The following is a 20,348-nucleotide window of genomic DNA, read 5'->3' on the forward strand; positions in this document are numbered from 1 at the left end:
GGGCGAGTCCATCGATTACAAGGGAATGCAATTTCCTGTGGGAGCGGCCTTGTGCCGCGATGGGCTGCAAAGCAGCCCCAAAAGCCAACTTAGTATTCGCTGAGGGTAAACTCGGTCAGGCAGAAGGTTGGCACACCCGCGGCCTGAAGCCGGCGCGACCCCTCCAGTTCCGGCAGATCAATGATCGCCGCCGCCTCGAACACCTGCGCCCCGGTGCGACGCACCAGGTTGGCCGCCGCCAGCAGCGTACCGCCCGTGGCAATCAGGTCGTCGAAGATCAGCACCGAATCGCCTTCGCACAAGCTGTCGGCATGCACTTCAAGGAAGGCTTCGCCGTACTCGGTCTGGTAACCCTCGCTCAGCACGTCAGCCGGCAGCTTGCCTTGCTTGCGGAACAGGATCAGCGGCTTGTTCAACTGGTGGGCGATGATCGAACCAATCAAAAAGCCCCGCGCGTCCATGGCACCAATGTGGCTGAACTCAGCCTCGACATAGCGCTCGATGAACTGGTCGGCCACATAGCGCAGCCCGCGCGGCGATTGGAACAGCGGGGTGATGTCGCGGAAGATCACGCCCGGTTTGGGGAAGTCCACTACCGGGCGGATCAGGGCTTTGAGGTCGAAGGCGTCGCTGTGCATTGTTGCGGGTATCCTGGGAAAACGAATGCCCAAGTATACCCGCTAAACGCTGGCCTCAGGCCTCGATTGCACCACCGGCCAGCGCGCACAGCTGGATCGGGTCAAGGATGTGCACTTCCTTGCCTTCGGCGCGCAGCAGGCCGTTCTGCTGGAAGCGGGTGAACACTCGCGACACGGTTTCTACCGCCAGGCCCAGGTAGTTGCCGATTTCGTTGCGCGACATGCTCAGGCGGAACTGGTTGGCCGAATAGCCGCGGGCGCGGAAGCGCGCCGACAGGTTGACCAGGAAGGTGGCAATGCGCTCGTCGGCAGTCTTCTTCGACAGCAGCAGCATCATTTGCTGGTCGTCGCGGATTTCCCGGCTCATCACCCGCATCAGCTGGCGACGTAGCTGCGGCAGTTGTACCGACAGCTCGTCAAGCCGCTCGAAGGGGATTTCGCACACCGAGGTGGTTTCCTGGGCCTGGGCCGACACCGGGTAAGCTTCGGTATCCATGCCGGACAGGCCGACCAGCTCGCTGGGCAGGTGGAAGCCGGTGATCTGCTCTTCGCCGCTGTCGCTGAGGCTGAAGGTTTTCAGGGCACCGGAACGTACGGCGTAGACCGAGCCGAAATTGTCACCTTGGCGGAACAGGAACTCGCCTTTTTTCAGCGGCCGGCCACGCTTGACGATTTCATCCAGTGCATCCATGTCTTCCAGGTTCAGCGAAAGAGGCAGGCACAGGGGGGCCAGGCTGCAATCCTTGCAATGGGCCTGGTTGTGTGGGCGCAGTTTGACTGGCTCGGACATTTGAATCGATCCTTGTGGGAAAGCACACATAAGTCGTAAGGGTAACCCACGACACAGGGTGTAGGCCAGCGTGCGCGTTGATGGTGCGCCCTGGCGAAACCCCGGCAGACGTCCTGCCGGGAGTCCTTGTGTGCCCATAGTGTGCCTGGCAAGGAGGCTTGTCCATGCGGTTGAACGACTCGGTTTTCAGATAACCCGCGAGAAACGCTGGCGGTTGTGCATCGCCAGGTAGGCGTCGAACACCATGCATACCGAGCGCGCCAGCAGGCGGCCGGCCGGCAGGATGCGGATGCCCTTGTCGTCCAGGCTGATCAGGCCGTCGCGCTGCAAGGTCAGCAGCTCGGGCCAGAGGTCGTTGAAGTAACCGCGAAAATCGATGGTGAAGGCCTGTTCGATGGGTTCGAAGTCCAGCTCGAAGTGGCAGATCAGTTGCTGGATCACCGCGCGCCGGATGCGGTCGTCGTGGTTGCACAGCAAGCCGCGCTGGGTGGCCAGCTGGGCATTGGACAGGCTCTCCTGGTAGGTGTTGAGGTCGCTGCTGTTCTGGCAGTACAGGTCACCGATCTGGCTGATGGCCGACACCCCCAGGCCGATCAGGTCGCAGTGCCCGTGGGTGGTGTAGCCCTGGAAGTTGCGCTGCAAGGTGCCTTCTTCCTGGGCGACGGCCAGTTCGTCATCCGGCAGGGCAAAATGGTCCATGCCGATGTAGCGGTAGCCGGCGGCGGTCAGCTGGTCGATGGTGGCGTGCAGCATCTCGAGCTTGGCGGCCGGGCTGGGCAGGTCGTTGTTGTCGATGCGCCGCTGGGGCATGAAGCGCTCGGGCAGGTGGGCGTAGTTGAACACCGACAGGCGGTCGGGCTGCAGGCGGATCACTTCTTCGACGGTGCGCGCAAAGCCTTCCGGGGTTTGCTTGGGCAGGCCGTAGATCAGGTCAAGGTTGACCGAACGGAACTGCAGGGTGCGCGCAGCTTCGATCAGTGTGCGGGTCTGCTCAAGGCTCTGCAGGCGGTTGACCGCACGCTGCACGGCCGGGTCGAGGTCCTGTACGCCCAGGCTGACGCGGTTGAAACCCAGCTCGCGGAGCAGGCCCATGGTCGACCAGTCAGCCTCGCGGGGGTCGATCTCGATGCCGTAGTCGCCGGAATCGTCGTCCAGCAGGTGAAAGTGCTGACGCAGGGTGGCCATCAGCTGGCGCAGTTCCACATGGCTGAGGAACGTTGGCGTGCCGCCGCCAAAATGCAGCTGCTCAACACGCTGCTTGGGCCCCAGGTGGCAGGCGATCAGCTGGATTTCCTGCTCCAGGCGCTGCAGGTAGGGTGCGGCGCGCGCGCGGTCCTTGGTGATGACCTTGTTGCAGGCGCAGTAGTAGCAGATGTTGGCGCAGAACGGCACGTGCACGTACAGCGACAGTGGCCGCACGGCTCGACGGCTCTCGCGCAGGGCGTGGAGCAGGTCGAACGAGCCCACCTCGCTGTGCAGTTGCACGGCGGTCGGGTAGGAGGTGTAGCGTGGCCCGGCCAGATCGTAGCGGCGGATCAGGTCGGTATCCCAACGAAGGTCGTCGAGCATGAGGGCGGTCCCCGGAAAGAGCAGCAGTGTTCCGGAGTCTATGGTTGTCTGTAGAAATCAGTGTTGATTTGTATCAAGGGCATTGGGGCTGCAAAGCAGCCCCTTCAATGCCCCATCAGCCAGTGCTGGTGTGGACCCGGCAGGGTCCAGATACCGAATAGCATCACCAGCACACCGCCCGCCACCCGCACGCTGCGTCGCCGCAACAAGGCGTTTACCCGTTCGGCCGCCAGCCCGGTGGCCAGCAATACTGGCCAGGTCCCAAGCCCGAACGCGAGCATCAACGCCGCGCTGTACCCGGCGTTGCCCTGGCTGGCTGCCCACAGCAGGGTGCTGTACACCAACCCGCACGGCAGCCACCCCCACAGGGCGCCCAGCAGCAACGCCCGGGGCAGGCTGGACACCGGCAACAAGCGCGACGCCACCGGCTGGATATGCCGCCACAGCCCACGCCCCAGGGCTTCGATACGAGTCAGGCCGCTCCACCAGCCGGCCAGGTACAGCCCCATGGCGATCAACAGCAGCGCAGCCACCACCCGCAGCGCCAATGCTGCCGGGCTGCTGGCCACGGCCCAGCCGGCCAGGCCGAGCAACAGGCCGGCGCTGGCATAACTGAGAATGCGCCCAAGGTTGTACGCCAGCAGCAGGCGCAAGCGCCGGCCACGTTGTTCTGGCGGGATGGCCAGGGTCAGCGCGCCCATCAGGCCGCCGCACATGCCCAGACAGTGGCCGCCGCCAAGCAGGCCCAGGACCAGTGCCGAGCCCAGCAGGGGAAGCAGGTCAGGCACGGGGTGGTGGTTCCTTGTCGGCGTCCGGCGGGGTGTCGTCAGGCTTTACCGCGGCCTGGTGGCGCGGGTCCTGGTCGTCGAACAGGATGCTGTGGGCAGGGCCTTCGAGGTCGTCGTACTGGCCGCTGTCCACTGCCCAGAAGAAGATGTACACGGCCACCCCGACCAGCAGCAGGGCTGCGGGGATCATGACATAGAGGGCGGGCATGGGGACTTCCTCCCGGGCAGGGGTACTTCGGTTTTCGGCAGGCTCGATGGCAACGGCATGCGGGTAAGGCGCAGGGCATTGAGCACCACGATCAGCGAACTGACCGACATGCCGATGGCCGCCCACACCGGGGTGATCCAGCCGAGCGCGGCAAACGGCAACATCAGGCCATTATACAGGGTGGCCCACAGCAGGTTCTCGAGGATGTTGCGGCGGGTGCGGCGGGCCAGGTCAAAGGCCTGCACCAAGGCTTGCAGGCGGTTGGACAGCAGCACGGCGTCGGCGCTGGTCTTGGCAAGGTCGGTGGCGCTGCCCATGGCGATGCTGATGTCGGCAGCGGCCAGCACAGGCACGTCGTTGACCCCGTCGCCGAGCATCAGCACCTTGCGCCCGGCTGCCTGTAGCGCCTTCAACCGGTCCAGCTTGTCGTCCGGGCGCAGGCCGCCAATGGCCTGGTCGATGCCCAGTTGCGCGGCCACCTCGGCGACCATCGGCGAGCTGTCGCCCGACAGCAGCAGCGTGCGCCAGCCTCGGGCCTTGCAGGCAGCGAGCAGCGCCGGTGCGTCGTCGCGCAGTCGGTCGTCCAGGCCAAACCAGGCCAGCGGCCCCTGGCGGTCACCCAGTAGCAGCCACTGGCCGCGTGGTTCCGGCACGCCGGGTATTTGCGCACCGCTCAGGGCGCAGACGAAAGTGGCCTGGCCGATACGCAGGCGCTGGCCGTCTACCTGCCCTTCCAGGCCCAGGCCTGGCACGGTCTGCACGTCTTCGGCGGGTATGGCGGTGCGGCCGAAGGCGCGGGCGATCGGGTGTTCGGAGCGGTTTTCCAGGGCGGCGGCCAGGGCCAGGCAGCGGTCAGCGGGCAGGCTGCCGAGCGGGCGAATGCTGCGCAAAGTCAGGCGGCCTTCGGTCAGTGTGCCGGTCTTGTCGAAGATTACCGTGTCGATCTGGTTAAGGCCTTCGAGGACATGACCGCGGGTTATCAGCAGGCCCAGCTTGTGCAGGGTGCCGGTGGCGGCAGTCAGCGCCGTTGGCGTGGCCAGCGACAGTGCGCAAGGGCAGGTGGCCACCAGCATGGCCAGCACGATCCAGAACGCCCGTGCAGGGTCCAGGTACCACCACCACAGGCCGATGGCCACGGCAGCCACCAGCGAGAACAGCAAAAACCACTGCGAGGCCCGGTCGGCGATTTCGGCCAGGCGTGGTTTTTCGGTCTGGGCGCGCTCCAGCAGGCGGACGATGGCCGAGAGCCGCGAATCGTGGCCGAGGGCTTCGACTTCCACGTGCAAGGTGCTTTCGACATTCAGCGTACCGCCGGTGACGCGCTCGCCCACGCGGCGCGGTTGCGGCAGGTATTCGCCGGTCAGCAGCGACTCGTCGATGCTGGAGCGGCCTTCGACGATGCGCCCGTCGGCGGGGATCACCGCGCCGGGCAGCACCTGCACCGTGTCGCCGCAGTGCAGTTCGCTGAGCAGGATGCGCTCGCTGCAGCCAAAGGCGTCCAGGCGCAGGCATGAGGCCGGCAGCAGGTTGACCAGCTGCGCGGTGGCCGCAGCCGTGCGTTCGCGGGCACGGCGCTCCAGGTAGCGGCCGGTGAGCAGGAACAGGGCGAACATGCCCACGGTGTCGAAATACAGCTCACCGCTGCCGGTGATCGCGGTCCAGATGCCGGCGCCGAAGGCCAGGGCGATGGCCAGCGACACCGAAACGTCCATGGTCAGGTGGCGGGTGCGCAGGTCGCGTGCTGCGCCCTTGAAGAACGGCGCGCAGCTGTAGAACACGATGGGGATGGTCAGGAACAGGGCCACCCAGCGCAGGATGGTGTGCAGTTCAGGTGACAGGTCGATGTTGAATTCCGGCCAGGTGGCCATGGTCGCCATCATTGCCTGGAACCACAGCAGCCCGGCCACGCCCAGGCGGCGCAGGGCGCTACGGTTCTCTTGGGCCAGTTGCTCGGCGGCTTTGTCGGGCTGGTAGGGGTGGGCGGCGTAACCGATCTGGCGCAACTCGGCGAGCAGGCGTGACAGCGGCAGTTGCATGTCGTCCCAGCTCAGCAGCAGGCGGTGGTTGGACAGGTTAAGGCGCGCCTCGGCGACGCCGGGCAGGTTGCGCAGGTGCTTTTCGATCAGCCAGCCGCAGGCGGCGCAGCTGATGCCTTCGACCAGCAAGGTGGTTTCGGCCAGCTCGCCCTGGTGACGGACGAAGGTTTGCTGCACGTCGCTGCGGTCGTACAGGGCCAGTTCGTCTTGCAACTGCCTGGGCAGGGCCTCGGGGTTGGCGCTGTTGTCACTGCGGTGCTGGTAGTAGTGCTCCAGGCCACCGGCGACGATCGACTCGGCCACCGCCTGGCAGCCGGGGCAGCAGAACTGCCGGGGCTGGCCGAGCACCACGGCGGTGAAGCGGCTGCCGGCGGGGACGGGCAGGGCGCAGTGGTAGCAGGGGGTGGGCTGGGTCATCACATCATTGCCTTACACAAATCGCTGGCTGGGCGCTGTAGCTGTGGGAGCGGGTTCACCCGCGAATGCGTCAGATCAGGCATTGATGTTTTCAGGGCTGACGCATTCGCGGGTAAACCCGCTCCCACAAGGGGCGGTGGTGGTGCGTTTATTGGTGCTCGGCACCTTGCAGGGCTTCGTCACCCAGCTGCAAGGTCACACCATGCTCCACTTTTTCCTCTTCGAACAAGCGCCACACCTGGCCACCTTCACTGCCCAGCAGCTCGACAAAGCGGCGCCCGTCGACCTTGTCCTCCAGCTGCCCCACATAGCGCCCCGCGTCGACCCGGCTCAGCAGCACCTTGCGGTCCTTCTCTGGCTGGGTGGGCGAAATCAGGTTCAGCTCCAGGTTTTGCGGGCCGCTGCTGCCGGTAAGGCGCAGGTCCACTTCGCCAGTCAGCTCGTCCAGGTGCACGGTGGCCTTCAGGCTCAGTTGCTGCGCCAGCAGTTCGCGGTCCAGCGAGCGGTTGATGCCTTTGCCGGCCTCGTAGTAGTTGTCGTTCACCAGGTTGTCCGGGTTGCGCACGGCGATGCTGACCATGGTCAGGCTCAGGCACACCGAGGTGGTGAGGATGCCGATGATGATCCAGGGCCAGAGGTGCTTGTACCAAGGGCTGGCGGCGGTGGCGGCAGGCATTGTGGGTTATCTCTCTTAGCGGATCTGTGGGCCGATGAAGCGGCTCTTGGCTTCAACCTGGGCGTCGCTGTCGTCGGCGCTCTTGAGGGTGAAGGTGATTTCGTTGGTGGTCGATGGCAGTTTCTCGGGGGCGACCGACAGCTGCACCGGCAGGCTGACGATATCACCGGCAGCCACGCGGATCTCGCGCTGGCCTTCAAGCTTGAGGTCCGGCAGGCCGGCAGCGTCCAGTACGTAGACGTGGTCGCGCTGGTCCTTGTTCATCACTTTCAGGCTGTACACGTTTTCGATCCGGCCCTGGGCGTTCTCGCGGTACAGCACGCGGTCCTTGCTGACGTCGAAGCCAACCAGCGAACGGGTGGCGAAGGCAGTTGCCAGGCCGACCATCATCACCAGCAGCACCGCGGCGTAGCCGATCAGGCGCGGGCGCAGCATGTGGGTTTTCTGCCCGGACAGGTTGTGCTCGGTGGTGTAGCTGATCAGCCCTCTTGGGTAGTTCATCTTGTCCATGATGCTGTCGCAGGCGTCGATGCAGGCGGCGCAACCGATGCACTCGATCTGCAGGCCGTCACGGATGTCGATGCCGGTAGGGCAGACCTGCACGCACATGGTGCAATCGATGCAGTCACCCAGGCCCTGGGCCTTGTAGTCGGTGTCTTTTTTACGTGGCCCGCGGGTTTCGCCACGGCGCGGGTCGTAGGACACGATCAGTGTATCCTTGTCGAACATCACGCTCTGGAAGCGCGCATAGGGGCACATGTACACGCACACCTGTTCGCGCAGCCAGCCGGCGTTGCCGTAGGTGGCTAGGGTGAAGAAGCCGACCCAGAAGTAGGCCCAACCATCGGCCTGACCGGTGAAGAATTCGATGACCAGCTCGCGGATGGGCGAGAAATAGCCGACAAAGGTCATGCCGGTGACAAAGCCGATCAGCAGCCACAGGCTGTGCTTGGCAAACTTGCGCAGGAACTTGTTGCCGCTCATGGGGGCTTTGTCGAGCTTCATGCGCTGGTTGCGGTCGCCCTCGGTGACCTTTTCGCACCACATGAAAATCCACGTCCACACGCTTTGCGGGCAGGTGTAGCCGCACCATACGCGGCCAGCGTACACGGTGACGAAAAACAGGCCGAAGGCGGCGACGATCAGGATGCCCGACAGCAGGATGAAGTCCTGCGGCCAGATGGTGGCGCCGAAGATGTAGAACTTGCGCTCGGGCAGGTTCCACCACACGGCCTGGTGGCCGCCCCAGTTCAGCCACACGGTGCCGAAGTACAGCAGAAACAGCACTGCACCGCCGACCATGCGCAGGCGGCGGAACAAGCCGGTGAAGGCGCGGGTGTAGATTTTTTCCCGGGAGGCGTAGAGGTCGACGGAATCCTTCCCTTTGCTGGCAGGCGGGGTCACATCATGTACCGGAATTTGCTTGCTCATCATCAAGTCCCACGGCAGTGGAGAAACGCCGCGGCCAGTGCGTGCCGGCCGCAGTCTCGCGCAATCTGCTAGCGCTCTGCGGTCCATGATACGCCGCTGATGGCGGTATGGGGCCGCACTGCGACCTTTAGTCGCGTTGGGTTCGTGGTGTGAATCGTGTTATGGCGGGTGTCAATTGATCCAGGTCATCAGCCTGCCAGAAATGCACTGGCTGTACCGGCCTCTTCGCGGGCTTGCCCGCTCCCACAGGAACTACACCGAACTCAAGAATGGTGACGACCTGTGGGAGCGGGCAAGCCCGCGAAGAGGCCAGGCCTGCTTACTCAGCCTTGGCCTGCGCCTGGTCCCGTTGCGACAGGCTGTAAACATAAGCCGCCAGCAAGTGCACTTTGTCATTACCCTGCAACTGTTCCTGGGCGGGCATCTGGCCTTGGCGACCATAACGAATGGTCTGCTGCAGCTGGGCAAAGCTCGAACCGTAGATGAACGCCTGTGGGTGGGTCAGGTTCGGTGCACCCATGGCGGGCGTACCTTTGCCTTCCGGCCCGTGACAGGCCACACAGTTGGCGGCGAAGATCTTCTGGCCGTTCTCGGCGTCGGCCTTCGCGCCCTCAGGCAGGGTGCGGCCATCGAGCTTGCTGACCACGAATGCAGCCACGTCGGCCACGCCCTGATCACCGATCACTTCGGCCCAGGCCGGCATCACGCCGTGGCGGCCGCCCATGATGGTGGTCTTGATGGTTTCCGGCTCGCCGCCCCAGCGCCAGTCGTTGTCGGTCAGGTTGGGGAAGCCGAAAGCGCCCTTGGCGTCGGAACCGTGGCATACCGAGCAGTTGGAAGCGAACAGCCGTGCGCCCATTTTCAGGGCTTGCGGGTCGTTGGCCACCTCTTCGATGGGCATGGCGGCGAACTTGGCGAAGATCGGCCCGAAGCGGGCGTCGGCCTTGGCCATTTCCTTTTCCCACTCGTGCACGCCGGTCCAGCCCGGCTGGCCGTTGGAAAACTCGGTCTGCTTGTCGTTGTCCAGGTACGAGTAGCCCGGCAGGATGCCTTTCCAGTTGCCCAGGCCCGGGTACAGCACCAGGTAGCCGAGGGCGAAGATGATAGTGCCGACGAACAGCCAGAACCACCATTTGGGCAGCGGGTTGTCATATTCCTCGATGCCATCGAAGGCATGCCCGACGGTTTCGTCGGTGACCTCTTCGCGCTGGCCCTTGCGGGTCGACAGCAACAGCCAGGTCAACGAGAAGATGGTGCCCAGGGTCAGGACGGTAACGTACAGACTCCAGAAGGTTGTCATTGTTTTTTGCTCCCAGAAGCTTTTGCTTGCTCGACGTGCCGGGTGGCCTCGGGGTCATCCGCGAAGGGCAGTTGGGTCGCTTCGTCGAAGTCCTTTTTACGCCGTGGGTTGAACACCCACAGCGCCAGGCCCACGAAGGCCACCATCACCACGACGGTGCCCAGGCCGCGAATCATCCCGATATCCATCAGCGTCACCGTTTGCTCTTGATGATGGTGCCAAGACCCTGCAGGTACGCGACGATGGCGTCCATTTCGGTCTTGCCCTTGACCGCGTCAGCCGCGCCGGCGATGTCGGCATCGGTGTACGGGGTACCGAGTGTGCGCAGCACTTCCAGCTTCTTCGCGGTGTCCTTGCCATCGAGCTTGTTCTCGACCAGCCACGGGTAGGACGGCATCTTCGACTCCGGTACCACGTTGCGCGGGTTGTACAGGTGCGCACGGTGCCAGTCATCGGAGTAGCGGCCGCCAACGCGGGCCAGGTCCGGCCCGGTACGCTTGGAGCCCCACAGGAACGGGTGGTCCCACACGCTCTCGCCAGCTACCGAGTAGTGGCCGTAGCGCTCGGTTTCGGCGCGGAACGGGCGAATCATCTGCGAATGGCAGCCTACGCAGCCTTCGCGGATGTAGATATCGCGGCCTTCCACCTCCAAGGCGGTGCGCGGCTTCATGCCTTCGACAGGCTTGTTGGTGACGTCCTGGAAAAACAGCGGGACGATCTGGGTCAAACCACCGACGCTGACGGCGATGACCATGAAGAAGGCCAGCAGGCCTATGTTCTTCTCGACGGCTTCATGCTTCATCAGTGCGCTCCCACAACGACGATCTTGGCGGCTTCTTCAGCCTGTACCGGGTTGGCGGCACGTACGGTACGGAACACGTTATAGGCCATCAGCAGCATGCCGCTGGCGAAGAACGCACCGCCCAGGGCGCGGACGATATAGCCAGGGTGGCTGGCCTGCAGGGCTTCGACGAAGGAGTAGGTGAGGGTGCCGTCATCGTTGATGGCGCGCCACATCAGGCCTTGGGTGATGCCGTTGACCCACATCGAGGCGATGTACAGCACGGTGCCGATGGTGGCCAGCCAGAAGTGCGCGTTGATCAGGCCGATGCTGTGCATCTGCTCGCGTCCGTAGAGTTTCGGGATCATGTGGTACACGGCGCCGATCGAGATCATTGCCACCCAGCCGAGGGCGCCGGCGTGGACGTGGCCGATGGTCCAGTCGGTGTAGTGCGACAGGGAGTTCACGGTCTTGATGGCCATCATCGGGCCTTCGAAGGTGGACATGCCGTAGAACGCCAGCGAAACGACCAAAAAGCGCAGGATCGGGTCGGTGCGCAGTTTGTGCCAGGCACCGGACAGGGTCATCATGCCGTTGATCATGCCGCCCCAGCTTGGCGCCAGCAGGATGATCGACATCACCATGCCCAGCGACTGCGCCCAGTCGGGCAGGGCGGTGTAGTGCAGGTGGTGCGGGCCGGCCCAGATGTACAGGGTGATCAGCGCCCAGAAGTGCACGATGGACAGGCGATACGAGTAGATCGGTCGCTCGGCCTGCTTGGGCACGAAGTAGTACATCATCCCCAAAAAGCCGGTGGTGAGGAAGAAGCCCACGGCGTTGTGGCCGTACCACCACTGGATCATCGCGTCGGTGGCACCGGCATAGGCCGAGTACGACTTGAACAGGCTGACCGGCAGCGAGATGTGGTTGACGATGTGCAGCATCGCGGTGACCACGATGAAGGCGCCGTAGAACCAGTTGCCGACATAGATGTGCTTGGTCTTGCGCTTGACGATGGTGCCGAAGAACACCAGCCCGTAGGTCACCCAGACGATGGCCAGCAGGATCGCCAGCGGCCATTCGAGCTCGGCGTATTCCTTGGTGGTGGTGTAGCCCATCGGCAGGGTGATCAGCGCGCCGACGATCACCGCCTGCCAACCCCAGAAGGTGAAGGCGGCCATGCTGTCGGAGATCAGCCGGGTCTGGCAGGTGCGCTGCACCACGTAGTAGCTGGTGCCGAACAGCGCACAGCCCCCGAAGGCGAAGATCACCAGGTTGGTGTGCAGCGGGCGCAGGCGGCCGAAGCTGGTCCAGGGCAGGTCCAGGTTCAGTTGCGGCCATACCAGCTGCGAGGCGATGAAGACGCCGAGGCCCATGCCAAGGATCCCCCAGACCACCGTCATGATGGCGAACTGGCGGACGACCTTATAGTTATAAGCAGTCGGACTGATTGCTGTGCTCATTCTAAGGTTCCACGGTTTTAATGTTCTTGTTGGTCGAAAAATCGGCGCCAGTATTGATAACCAGCAAGGCTGCTGCAACGCAACTTTGGTACGCCGACCCGTGTCCGGGCCCGTTCACTGATGTCCCGCAGCGATCGGGTCTGGACGATTGTACACAAATAAATATTTGTAATGTGTACCGTTTTTCACCTTTTTCTGATCGATCGGTCAAGCTTTTTTTTGGGGCGGCGACAGGCTATGCGCCGCGTCTGCTTCAGTCCTTTCGGAGCGAAGCCCACTGAGGCAACAAGCTTAGTTGTGTTCGGAGGGGGTGCAAGGGAGGGAGTACGGCGGGAGAGAGCTGGGGCTGCTCTGCAGCCCTTTCGCGACACAAGGCCGCTCCTACAGAACGAATGCGGTCCCTGGTAGGAGCGGCCTTGTGTCGCGATGGGCCGCAAAGCGGCCCCGGGGTACTACTTGGAGGTCACCGTTTCAGCAGCACTATCCTGCGACAGGCTATACACATAAGCCGCCAGCAGGTGCACCTTGTCATTGCCCTGGATATCGGCCTGCGCCGGCATCTGCCCTTGGCGACCATAACGAATGGTCTGCTGCAGCTGGGCAAAGCTCGAGCCGTAGATGAACGCCTGCGGGTGGGTCAGGTCGGGTGCGCCCATGGCAGGGGTACCCTTGCCTTCAGGCCCGTGGCAAGCCACACAGTTGGCCGCGAAGATCTCTTTGCCCTTGACCACGTCGGCCTTGTTCCCTTCAGGCAGGCTGCGGCCGTCCAGGTTGGTCAGCACGAATGCGGCCACATCGGCCACGCCCTGATCACCGATCACCTCGGCCCAGGCCGGCATCACACCATGGCGGCCATTCATGATCGAAGCCTTGATGGTTTCTGCTTCGCCGCCCCAGCGCCAATCCTTGTCGGTGAGGTTGGGGAAGCCGAAGGCACCCTTGGCGTCCGAGCCGTGGCACACCGAGCAGTTGGAGGCAAACAGGCGGCTGCCCATCTTCAGCGCCTGCGGGTCCTTGGCGACTTCTTCCACGGGCATGGCGGCGTACTTGGCAAAGATCGGGCCGAACCTGGCGTCAGCTTTGTCCATCTCCTTTTGCCATTCGTTGACGCCGGTCCAGCCGTTCTCATAGCCCGGCAGAATGCCTTTCCAGTTGCCCAGGCCCGGGTAGAGGATGAGGTAGCCGACCGAGAACACCAGGGTGCCGACGAACAGCCAGAACCACCACTTGGGCAGCGGGTTGTCGTACTCCTCGATGCCGTCGAAGCTGTGGCCCATGGTCTGGTCGGTGGTGTTTTTGCTCTCGCCCTTGCGGGTGGCGAGCAGCAGCCAGGTCAGGCCGATCAGGCTACCGATGGTCAGTACGCTGATGTACGTACTCCAGAAGGTGGTCATTGCCCGTTACTCCTTGCAGCAGTCGTGGCAGCAGGTTCCTGCCCGGCAGGGGGCAGGCGGTCGTCGACGAAGGGCAGCAGGCGCGCTTCGGCGAAATCACGGTCGCGGCGGCGGTTGAAAACCCACAGGGAGAGGCCAATGAAGGCGATCATCACCACCAGGGTGCCCAGGCCGCGGATCATGCCGATGTCCATTTCCATCGCACTCACCTCTTGTTCTTGATCGCGGTGCCAAGCACCTGCAGGTAGGCGACCAGTGCATCCATCTCGGTCTTGCCCTTGACCGCGTCGCGGGCGCCGGCAATGTCGTCGTCGGAATACGGCACGCCCAGGGTGCGCAAGGTGCGCATCTTGACGTCGGTGTGGCTGTTGTCGACCTGCTGGGCGACCAGCCACGGGTACGACGGCATCTTCGACTCCGGCACCACGTTGCGTGGGTTGTACAAGTGCGCGCGGTGCCAGTCGTCCGAGTAGCGGCCACCCACGCGGGCCAGGTCCGGCCCGGTACGCTTGGAGCCCCACAGGAACGGGTGGTCCCACACGCTCTCGCCGGCCACCGAGTAGTGGCCGTAGCGCTCGGTTTCGGCGCGGAACGGGCGGATCATCTGCGAGTGGCAGCCCACGCAGCCTTCGCGGATGTAGATATCGCGGCCTTCCAGTTGCAGCGCGGTGTAGGGCTTCATGCCTTCCACCGGCTTGTTGGTGACGTCCTGGAAGAACAGCGGGACGATCTGGGTCAGGCCGCCGATACTGACGGCGAACACCATCAGCAGGGCCATCAGGCCGACGTTTTTCTCGATGACTTCATGTTTCATCAGGCGTTTCTCCTCAAGCCAACTGGGCGTTCGCAGGGGCGACGTCAAGCGCTGGCGAACGCACGGTGCGCCAGGTGTTCCAGGCCATCAGGAACATGCCGCTGAGGAAGATCGCGCCGCCGACGAAGCGCACGACAAAGCCTGGGTGGCTGGCCACCAGGGTTTCCACGAACGAATAGGTGAGCGTGCCGTCGCTGTTGACTGCGCGCCACATCAGGCCCTGGGCGATGCCGTTGACCCACATCGAGGCGATGTACAGCACGGTGCCGATGGTGGCCAGCCAGAAGTGCGCGTTGATCAGGCCAAGGCTGTACATGCGTTCCTTGCCGAACACTTTCGGGATGGTGTGGTACAGCGCGCCAATCGAGATCATTGCCACCCAGCCGAGGGCGCCGGCATGCACGTGGCCGATGGTCCAGTCGGTGTAGTGGGACAAGGCGTTGACCGTCTTGATGGCCATCATCGGGCCTTCGAAGGTGGACATGCCGTAGAACGCCAGCGATACCACCAAAAAGCGCAGGATCGGGTCGCTGCGCAGTTTGTGCCAGGCGCCCGACAGGGTCATCATGCCGTTGATCATGCCGCCCCAGCTCGGTGCCAGCAGGATCAGCGACATCACCATGCCCAGCGACTGCGCCCAGTCGGGCAGGGCGGTGTAGTGCAGGTGGTGGGGGCCGGCCCAGATGTACAGGGTGATCAGCGCCCAGAAGTGCACGATCGACAGGCGATAGGAATACACCGGGCGCTCGGCCTGCTTGGGCACGTAGTAGTACATCATCCCCAGGAAGCCCGCAGTCAGGAAGAAGCCTACCGCGTTGTGGCCGTACCACCACTGCACCATGGCATCGGTGGCGCCGGCGTACACCGAGTACGACTTGGTCAGGCTGACCGGCAGCTCCAGGTTGTTGACGATGTGCAGAAGCGCCACGGTGAGGATGAAGGCACCGAAGAACCAGTTACCCACGTAGATGTGCTTGGTGTTGCGCTTCATCAGCGTGCCAAAGAACACGATGGCATAGCCCACCCAGACGATGGTGATCAGGATGTCGATCGGCCATTCCAGTTCGGCGTATTCCTTGGAGCTGGTGTAGCCCAGTGGCAGGCTGATGGCCGCCAGCAGGATCACCAGTTGCCAGCCCCAAAACGTGAACGCGGCCAGGCGCGGTGCAAACAGGGTGGTCTGGCAGGTGCGTTGCACCGAATAATAGGAGGTGGCAAACAGCGCGCAGCCGCCGAAAGCGAAGATCACCGCATTGGTATGCAGGGGGCGCAGGCGGCCGAAGCTGGTCCAGGGGAGGTCGAAGTTGAGGGAAGGCCAGGCAAGCTGGGCGGCGATGAAGACGCCGAGCCCCATCCCGACGATTCCCCACACCACCGTCATGATGGCGAATTGGCGGACCACCTTGTAGTTATAGGCGGTACTGCTGGTTGTGTTCATGTATGGGTTCCCATCCACGGTTATTTGGCAGGCTTTACAGCGAGGCAAGCATGATTAATGGGCAAAGTGCCGGTATTGACGGGGATCAATGGGCGAAGGTCGGAAATGTCCCAGGCTTGCGCTGCGATCCTCCACAGGCTCAGGGCAAGGACGGCTACAAGGGCTGCCTGATCCTGGCCCACGGCGCAGGTGCGCCGATGGACAGCGGGTTCATGGACCAAATGGCGCAAAGGCTTGCGGCGCTTGGGGTAGCGGTGGTGCGCTTCGAGTTCCCGTACATGGCCGAGCGCAGGGTTACCGGCGGGAAACGGCCGCCGAACCCGCAGAAAGTGCTGCTGGAATGCTGGCGCGAGGTGTACCGGCAGGTGCGACCTTTGGTCGCGGGCAAGTTGGCCGTGGGGGGCAAGTCCATGGGCGGGCGCATGGCAAGCCTGCTGGCCGACGAATTGGGCGCGGATGCGCTGGTGTGCCTGGGGTATCCGTTCTACGCGGTGGGTAAACCCGAGAAGCCACGGGTGGAGCACCTGGCCGGGCTGAAAACACCGACATTGATCGTGCAGGGCGAACGGGATGCGCTGGGTAACCGCGAGGCGGTGGCGGGGTATGCGTTGTCGCCGGCGATCGAAGTGAGCTGGCTAGTGGCGGGGGACCATGACCTGAAGCCGTTGAAGGCCTCGGGGTTCAGCCATGAGCAGCATATGCACACGGCGGCGGAACGCGTTGCTGATTTCCTGAAGGATTAGTGCTGGATTCTTCGCGGCCTTGCCCGCTCCCACAAGGGCCGCATCCTTTTAAAGATCGGCGCAGAACCCTGTGGGAGCGGGCATGCCCGCGAAGAGGCCGGCACAGGCTGACGCTTAGTCGCGGTACTCGCACAGGTAAGCGGTGTCCACCTTCACTTGCAGCTGGAACTTGCTGTTGGCGGCAACGTTGAACTTGTCGCCGGCATTGAAGGTTTCCCAGTTGTCGCTACCTGGCAGTTTCACGGTCAGCGCGCCCGATACCACGTGCATGATCTCGCGCTTGGCAGTGCCGAACTCGTATTCGCCCGGGGCCATGACGCCGACAGTGGCCGGGCCTTCTTCGCCCGCGAATGCGATCGACTTGACGGTGCCGTTGAAGTACTCGTTGACCTGGAACATGGGCGACTCCTGAAGAGGGGGATGAAAAAGGGCTGGCCAGTATGCCCAAGGCCACAGGCCTCGTCATCTGCTTTCAGGGGTTGTTGGCGGGCAGGGTCAGCGGCAATAGCCGCGCCGTGTTGCGTGCATCTTCAAGGGCCCGGTGCTGCTGCCCGCAAAAGTGCATGCCGGCCAGGTGCAGGGCACCGTTCAGGCCGGTGGGGCGCTGCAGGTGGCGGGCTTTGGCAAAGCGTTGCTTGAGGTTGATGTGCGGCAACGTCCTTAGCAGGCTGTCCAGCCCCTGCAACTGCCATTCCTGGTGCAGTTGCTGGCGGTCGTAGTCGCCCCAGCTGACCCAGGCCTGAAGCTGCTCACGGTGGGGCCCGAGCCAGCGCTCGAAGCTTGCCCACACTTCGCGAAACGGCGCAGCGCTGTCCACATCGGCCTGGCTTATGTGGGTGAGTTCGCGGCAAAACGGGGTCAGCTGTGGCCGCCGCCGTGGCCGCACGAAACACTGAAAGTGGTCGACCTCGCGGCCTTCGCGGGTAACCAGGCTAGCGCCGATTTCAATGACTTCCATCTCTGTGACCGGCCACCCACCCTCGTCGGTGGTGGCTTCCAGGTCGATCACCAACCAATGGCCCATACCAGGCTCCCTTGCAGATCCTGCTAGAGCGTAGCCAAACTCCGCGCATCCGGCACCCCCTGGCATATTGCCGCCTGCTTTGTCACAAAGAGCGCGCGCCAGCAGTTGTGCCGCTTCCGGAAAACGCCTAGCTTAAGCGAACCCAGGCATGAACCGTGATGAGCGTCCGTCTTGACTCCAGCGCCCGGCCTCAAGGCCTTGTCCACCCTGATGTTGCTGGCCGTGCACTGGCTGGCGGTGCCGGCATGGGCTGCCGACGCCGTCGAGGTGAAGATTGGCGCGGCGCATTTCCCGCCCTACACGGTGCGCCCTGAACAGGGGGCCGACAGCGGCCTGCTGCCGCAACTGGTCGACGCGCTCAACCGCTTGCAGCAGGGTTACCACTTTGTCCTGGTGCCCACTTCCATCCAGCGGCGTTTTGGTGACTTCCAGCAAGGCCGTACCGACATGGCGATTTTCGAGAACCCGCAATGGGGCTGGGAGCAGATTGCCCACCAGACCGTGGACATGGGCCTGGAGGATGCCGAAGTGTTCGTTGCACGCCAGGCCAATGGCAGCGATCCGCATTACTTCGATGACCTGCGTGGCAAACGTTTGGCATTGTTCAACGGATATCACTACGCGTTCGCCCGCTTCAATTCCGACCCGGACTACCTGCGCACAACCTATAACGCGACCCTGACCTACTCCCACGACAGCAACCTGCTGATGGTGCAGGCTGGCCGCGCCGATATCGCCCTGGTCACGCGCTCCTACCTCAGCGATTTCCTGGCGCGCAACCCGGCCAGCAGGGCGCAGCTGGTGCCTTCGCAACGCATCGATCAGGTCTATCACCACTACGCCCTGCTGCGCCCGGGGGCGCCTATCGGCGAGCAGTCGTTCGCCGGCCTGCTGCGCAGCCTGCGTGACAGCGGTGAACTGGCACGGATCTTCGAGCCCTACCGCATCACGGTCGCGGCCCCCCAAGACTAAATTCATACGCTGCGCCAGCGTTCTCAGCAGTGAGCCTTTTCTTCATTTTCGTGAGTCCAGCCCATGCCGTTCGATGCCGCTTCGCAGCCCCTGTCACCGCCACGCTGGCGCAGCCTCAGTGCCGAGGAGGGTGACAGTTGGCTAAGCCTCACCCTCGAAGCTCGCCCACTGATCCAGGTGCGCCTGGAGGCGGGCGCTACCCTGCACGTTCACCTTGACCGTCTGTGTGCCGAGCGCCCTTATCAAGCCTTGTGGTCGGCCTGCTATTGGTTGTTGTCCCGTGACACGGCCTGTCAGCGCCTGGTCTGGCACTTGCCCGAGGTACAGCCGCAGGCGCTGGCCAGTGGCTTGCTGCTGGTGGCTGAGCAGCCTGGCCAGTATCTGTGCGAGCGGGCGCTGTTCTGGCAGCTGCCACAGCCATGGCTGGGCGATGCGCTGGCCGCGGTGTACCCACAGCAGATGCAGATCAGCAACGGCAAGCGCCACCCGCGCCGCGCGCCCAAGCCCCGTGGTGAGGTTTACCGGCGCTTCGATGCGCGCCTGGGTAGCTGGGTGTCGCTGCGCCCGCTGGAGATCGAACACGACCTGGAGCGCTTCAACCGCTGGCAGAACAACCCGCGGGTGGAGGCGTTCTGGCAGGAGGGCGGCACGCTGGCGCAACACCGCGAGTACCTGGCCAAGCTCGAGGCCGACCCGCATACCCTGACACTGATCGGCTGCTTTGACGATGAGCCGTTTGCCTACTTCGAGGCGTACTGGGCCAAGGAAGACCGCATTGCGCCGTTCTACCCGGCCGATGACTACGACCGCGGCATCCACATGCTGGTAGGGGAGGAGAGCCATCGCGGGCCGCACAAGGTGGCCAGCTGGCTATCGGCGCTGGTGCATTACCTGTTCCTGGATGATCCGCGCACCCAGCGGGTGGTGGCCGAGCCACGTGCCGACAACGGCAAGATGATCGGCTACATGCACGACCAGTGCTTCCATTGCGACAAGGAGTTCGACTTCCCGCACAAGCGTGCGGCGCTGATGATTCTGGGGCGGGAGCGGTTTTTCGATCGCTGCAAGCTGGCTTGAGTCCCAAGGGGCCGCTTTGCGGCCCATCGCCGGCAAGCCGGCTCCCACAAGGGATAGCGCCTGGCCTGAGGTTGATGCGGTCGAGGTGGGAGCTGGCTTGCCGGCGATGGGCTGCGCAGCAGCCCTATAGGCGCGAACCTGAAGCCTTAGGCCTGCCGGTTGGCCGTCTTGCGGCAATGCACCAGCGCATCGCGGATCATGAAGTTGACCAGTGTCGGCGACACGCCCAGCTCCTTGGCGATGTCTTTCTGTGGCACGCCATGCAGGCGGTACATTTCGAACGCATAGCGGGTACGCTGCGGCAGTTCGTTCAGCGCCTGGGCAATGTCATCCAGCGCGGCGAGGTTGATGTGAGTGGCTTCGGGCGAGGCGTTCTGGATGACCACGTTCAGGCCTTCCTCCTCGCTGCCGGAGTACTTCAGTTCCATCGCCTGCTTGCGGTAGTGGTCGATCGCCAGGTTGCGCACGATCTGGAACAGGTAGCTGAGCTGCGCCTTGAACGACGAGGTGATCTGCGGGGCGGCGCTGAGCCGGAAGAAGGCATCCTGCACCACATCTTCAGCGCGCGAGCGGCAACCGGTGATGCGGGCAGCGATCTTGACCAAGATGCTGCGGTTGTCGACGAATGCCTGCAGTAATGGTGAATCGCACTTACTTGTGGATAGTTGTTCCGCCATGGAAATCACCTTGTCACAGAGGGGAAAGGAGGCCCCCTGGACTGGGAAGCTTCCTACGACGTGCGACAAGCTATTCATAATGATAATGATTGTCAAATGCGAAACGTAATTA

The 20,348-nt window shown here is 63.5% G+C and carries 22 protein-coding genes; 3 read left to right on the plus strand and 19 right to left on the minus strand.

Translation table 11 applies throughout. The features are described 5' to 3' along the window. Positions 1-89: 89 nt before the first annotated feature. The 16 genes from N805_RS01135 to ccoN (N805_RS01210) form a co-directional block, all read right to left on the minus strand. Positions 90-638 carry an adenine phosphoribosyltransferase gene (locus tag N805_RS01135; protein WP_019473383.1) on the minus strand — a complete coding sequence of 183 codons (549 nt, stop codon included), beginning with the start codon at positions 636-638 and terminating at the stop codon, positions 90-92. Positions 639-693: 55 nt separating this feature from the next. Then, the gene (fnrA, locus tag N805_RS01140) at positions 694-1,428 is read right to left on the minus strand and encodes a Crp/Fnr family transcriptional regulator FnrA (protein WP_012273416.1); all 735 of its coding nucleotides are present in this window, start codon (positions 1,426-1,428) and stop codon (positions 694-696) included. A gap of 186 nt (positions 1,429-1,614) precedes the next feature. Next, entirely contained in the window at positions 1,615-2,997 is a 1,383-nt protein-coding gene (gene hemN, locus N805_RS01145; RefSeq protein WP_019473382.1) for an oxygen-independent coproporphyrinogen III oxidase, read from the minus strand. A gap of 104 nt (positions 2,998-3,101) precedes the next feature. Next, entirely contained in the window at positions 3,102-3,785 is a 684-nt protein-coding gene (locus tag N805_RS01150) for a sulfite exporter TauE/SafE family protein (protein WP_019473381.1), read from the minus strand. After that, positions 3,778-3,993, minus strand: a complete 216-nt coding sequence (gene ccoS, locus N805_RS01155) for a cbb3-type cytochrome oxidase assembly protein CcoS (RefSeq protein WP_019473380.1) — start codon at positions 3,991-3,993, stop codon at positions 3,778-3,780. Before ccoS ends, N805_RS01150 begins: the two co-directional genes overlap by 8 nt. Next, complete coding sequence (locus N805_RS01160; protein ID WP_019473379.1) at positions 3,972-6,446, minus strand: heavy metal translocating P-type ATPase; 2,475 nt, start codon at positions 6,444-6,446, stop codon at positions 3,972-3,974. Before N805_RS01160 ends, ccoS begins: the two co-directional genes overlap by 22 nt. Before the next feature lie 148 nt (positions 6,447-6,594). Then, entirely contained in the window at positions 6,595-7,122 is a 528-nt protein-coding gene (locus N805_RS01165; protein WP_019473378.1) for a FixH family protein, read from the minus strand. Positions 7,123-7,137: 15 nt separating this feature from the next. Beyond that, positions 7,138-8,553, minus strand: coding sequence for a cytochrome c oxidase accessory protein CcoG (ccoG, locus tag N805_RS01170; protein ID WP_026034659.1), 1,416 nt, complete (start codon positions 8,551-8,553; stop codon positions 7,138-7,140). A gap of 319 nt (positions 8,554-8,872) precedes the next feature. Then, positions 8,873-9,853: a cytochrome-c oxidase, cbb3-type subunit III gene (gene ccoP / locus N805_RS01175; protein WP_019473376.1), complete on the minus strand. Its 981-nt coding sequence runs from the start codon at positions 9,851-9,853 to the stop codon at positions 8,873-8,875. Then, positions 9,850-10,041 carry a CcoQ/FixQ family Cbb3-type cytochrome c oxidase assembly chaperone gene (locus tag N805_RS01180; protein ID WP_024718181.1) on the minus strand — a complete coding sequence of 64 codons (192 nt, stop codon included), beginning with the start codon at positions 10,039-10,041 and terminating at the stop codon, positions 9,850-9,852. Before N805_RS01180 ends, ccoP (N805_RS01175) begins: the two co-directional genes overlap by 4 nt. Positions 10,042-10,046: 5 nt before the next feature. Beyond that, complete coding sequence (ccoO, locus tag N805_RS01185; protein WP_019473375.1) at positions 10,047-10,655, minus strand: cytochrome-c oxidase, cbb3-type subunit II; 609 nt, start codon at positions 10,653-10,655, stop codon at positions 10,047-10,049. Then, positions 10,655-12,097, minus strand: a complete 1,443-nt coding sequence (gene ccoN, locus N805_RS01190) for a cytochrome-c oxidase, cbb3-type subunit I (RefSeq protein WP_019473374.1) — start codon at positions 12,095-12,097, stop codon at positions 10,655-10,657. The genes ccoO (N805_RS01185) and ccoN (N805_RS01190) overlap by 1 nt, the downstream gene beginning before the upstream one ends. Before the next feature lie 452 nt (positions 12,098-12,549). Continuing rightward, positions 12,550-13,491, minus strand: coding sequence for a cytochrome-c oxidase, cbb3-type subunit III (gene ccoP / locus N805_RS01195; protein ID WP_028613388.1), 942 nt, complete (start codon positions 13,489-13,491; stop codon positions 12,550-12,552). Beyond that, positions 13,488-13,691: a cbb3-type cytochrome oxidase subunit 3 gene (locus N805_RS01200; protein ID WP_028613387.1), complete on the minus strand. Its 204-nt coding sequence runs from the start codon at positions 13,689-13,691 to the stop codon at positions 13,488-13,490. Before N805_RS01200 ends, ccoP (N805_RS01195) begins: the two co-directional genes overlap by 4 nt. 5 nt (positions 13,692-13,696) lie before the next feature. Next, complete coding sequence (gene ccoO, locus N805_RS01205) at positions 13,697-14,305, minus strand: cytochrome-c oxidase, cbb3-type subunit II (protein ID WP_016498648.1); 609 nt, start codon at positions 14,303-14,305, stop codon at positions 13,697-13,699. Between the two features lie 13 nt (positions 14,306-14,318). Further along, on the minus strand, positions 14,319-15,743 hold the full coding sequence (gene ccoN, locus N805_RS01210) for a cytochrome-c oxidase, cbb3-type subunit I (protein ID WP_016498649.1): 1,425 nt from the start codon (positions 15,741-15,743) through the stop codon (positions 14,319-14,321). Positions 15,744-15,793: 50 nt separating this feature from the next. On the opposite strand from ccoN (N805_RS01210), the gene N805_RS01215 reads away from it, so the two are divergent. Continuing rightward, positions 15,794-16,486, plus strand: coding sequence for an alpha/beta family hydrolase (locus N805_RS01215; RefSeq protein WP_019473982.1), 693 nt, complete (start codon positions 15,794-15,796; stop codon positions 16,484-16,486). 114 nt (positions 16,487-16,600) lie between these two features. Here N805_RS01215 and N805_RS01220 read toward each other — a convergent pair whose 3' ends face one another. Both N805_RS01220 and N805_RS01225 read right to left on the minus strand, forming a co-directional pair. Continuing rightward, entirely contained in the window at positions 16,601-16,885 is a 285-nt protein-coding gene (locus tag N805_RS01220) for a pyrimidine/purine nucleoside phosphorylase (protein WP_016498651.1), read from the minus strand. Between the two features lie 73 nt (positions 16,886-16,958). Beyond that, complete coding sequence (locus N805_RS01225) at positions 16,959-17,510, minus strand: exonuclease domain-containing protein (protein ID WP_028613386.1); 552 nt, start codon at positions 17,508-17,510, stop codon at positions 16,959-16,961. Positions 17,511-17,681: 171 nt separating this feature from the next. Here N805_RS01225 and N805_RS01230 point away from each other — a divergent pair, with 171 nt between their 5' ends. Continuing rightward, positions 17,682-18,482 carry a substrate-binding periplasmic protein gene (locus tag N805_RS01230; protein WP_028613385.1) on the plus strand — a complete coding sequence of 267 codons (801 nt, stop codon included), beginning with the start codon at positions 17,682-17,684 and terminating at the stop codon, positions 18,480-18,482. Between the two features lie 63 nt (positions 18,483-18,545). Further along, positions 18,546-19,559, plus strand: coding sequence for a GNAT family N-acetyltransferase (locus N805_RS01235; protein WP_028613384.1), 1,014 nt, complete (start codon positions 18,546-18,548; stop codon positions 19,557-19,559). Positions 19,560-19,705: 146 nt separating this feature from the next. Here the strand turns inward: N805_RS01235 and N805_RS01240 are convergent, their stop codons facing one another. Further along, positions 19,706-20,236 carry an RNA polymerase factor sigma-70 gene (locus N805_RS01240; protein WP_028613383.1) on the minus strand — a complete coding sequence of 177 codons (531 nt, stop codon included), beginning with the start codon at positions 20,234-20,236 and terminating at the stop codon, positions 19,706-19,708. Positions 20,237-20,348 lie beyond the last annotated feature (112 nt).

The organism is Pseudomonas putida S13.1.2 (assembly GCF_000498395.2).
Taxonomy (GTDB): domain Bacteria; phylum Pseudomonadota; class Gammaproteobacteria; order Pseudomonadales; family Pseudomonadaceae; genus Aquipseudomonas; species Aquipseudomonas putida_Q.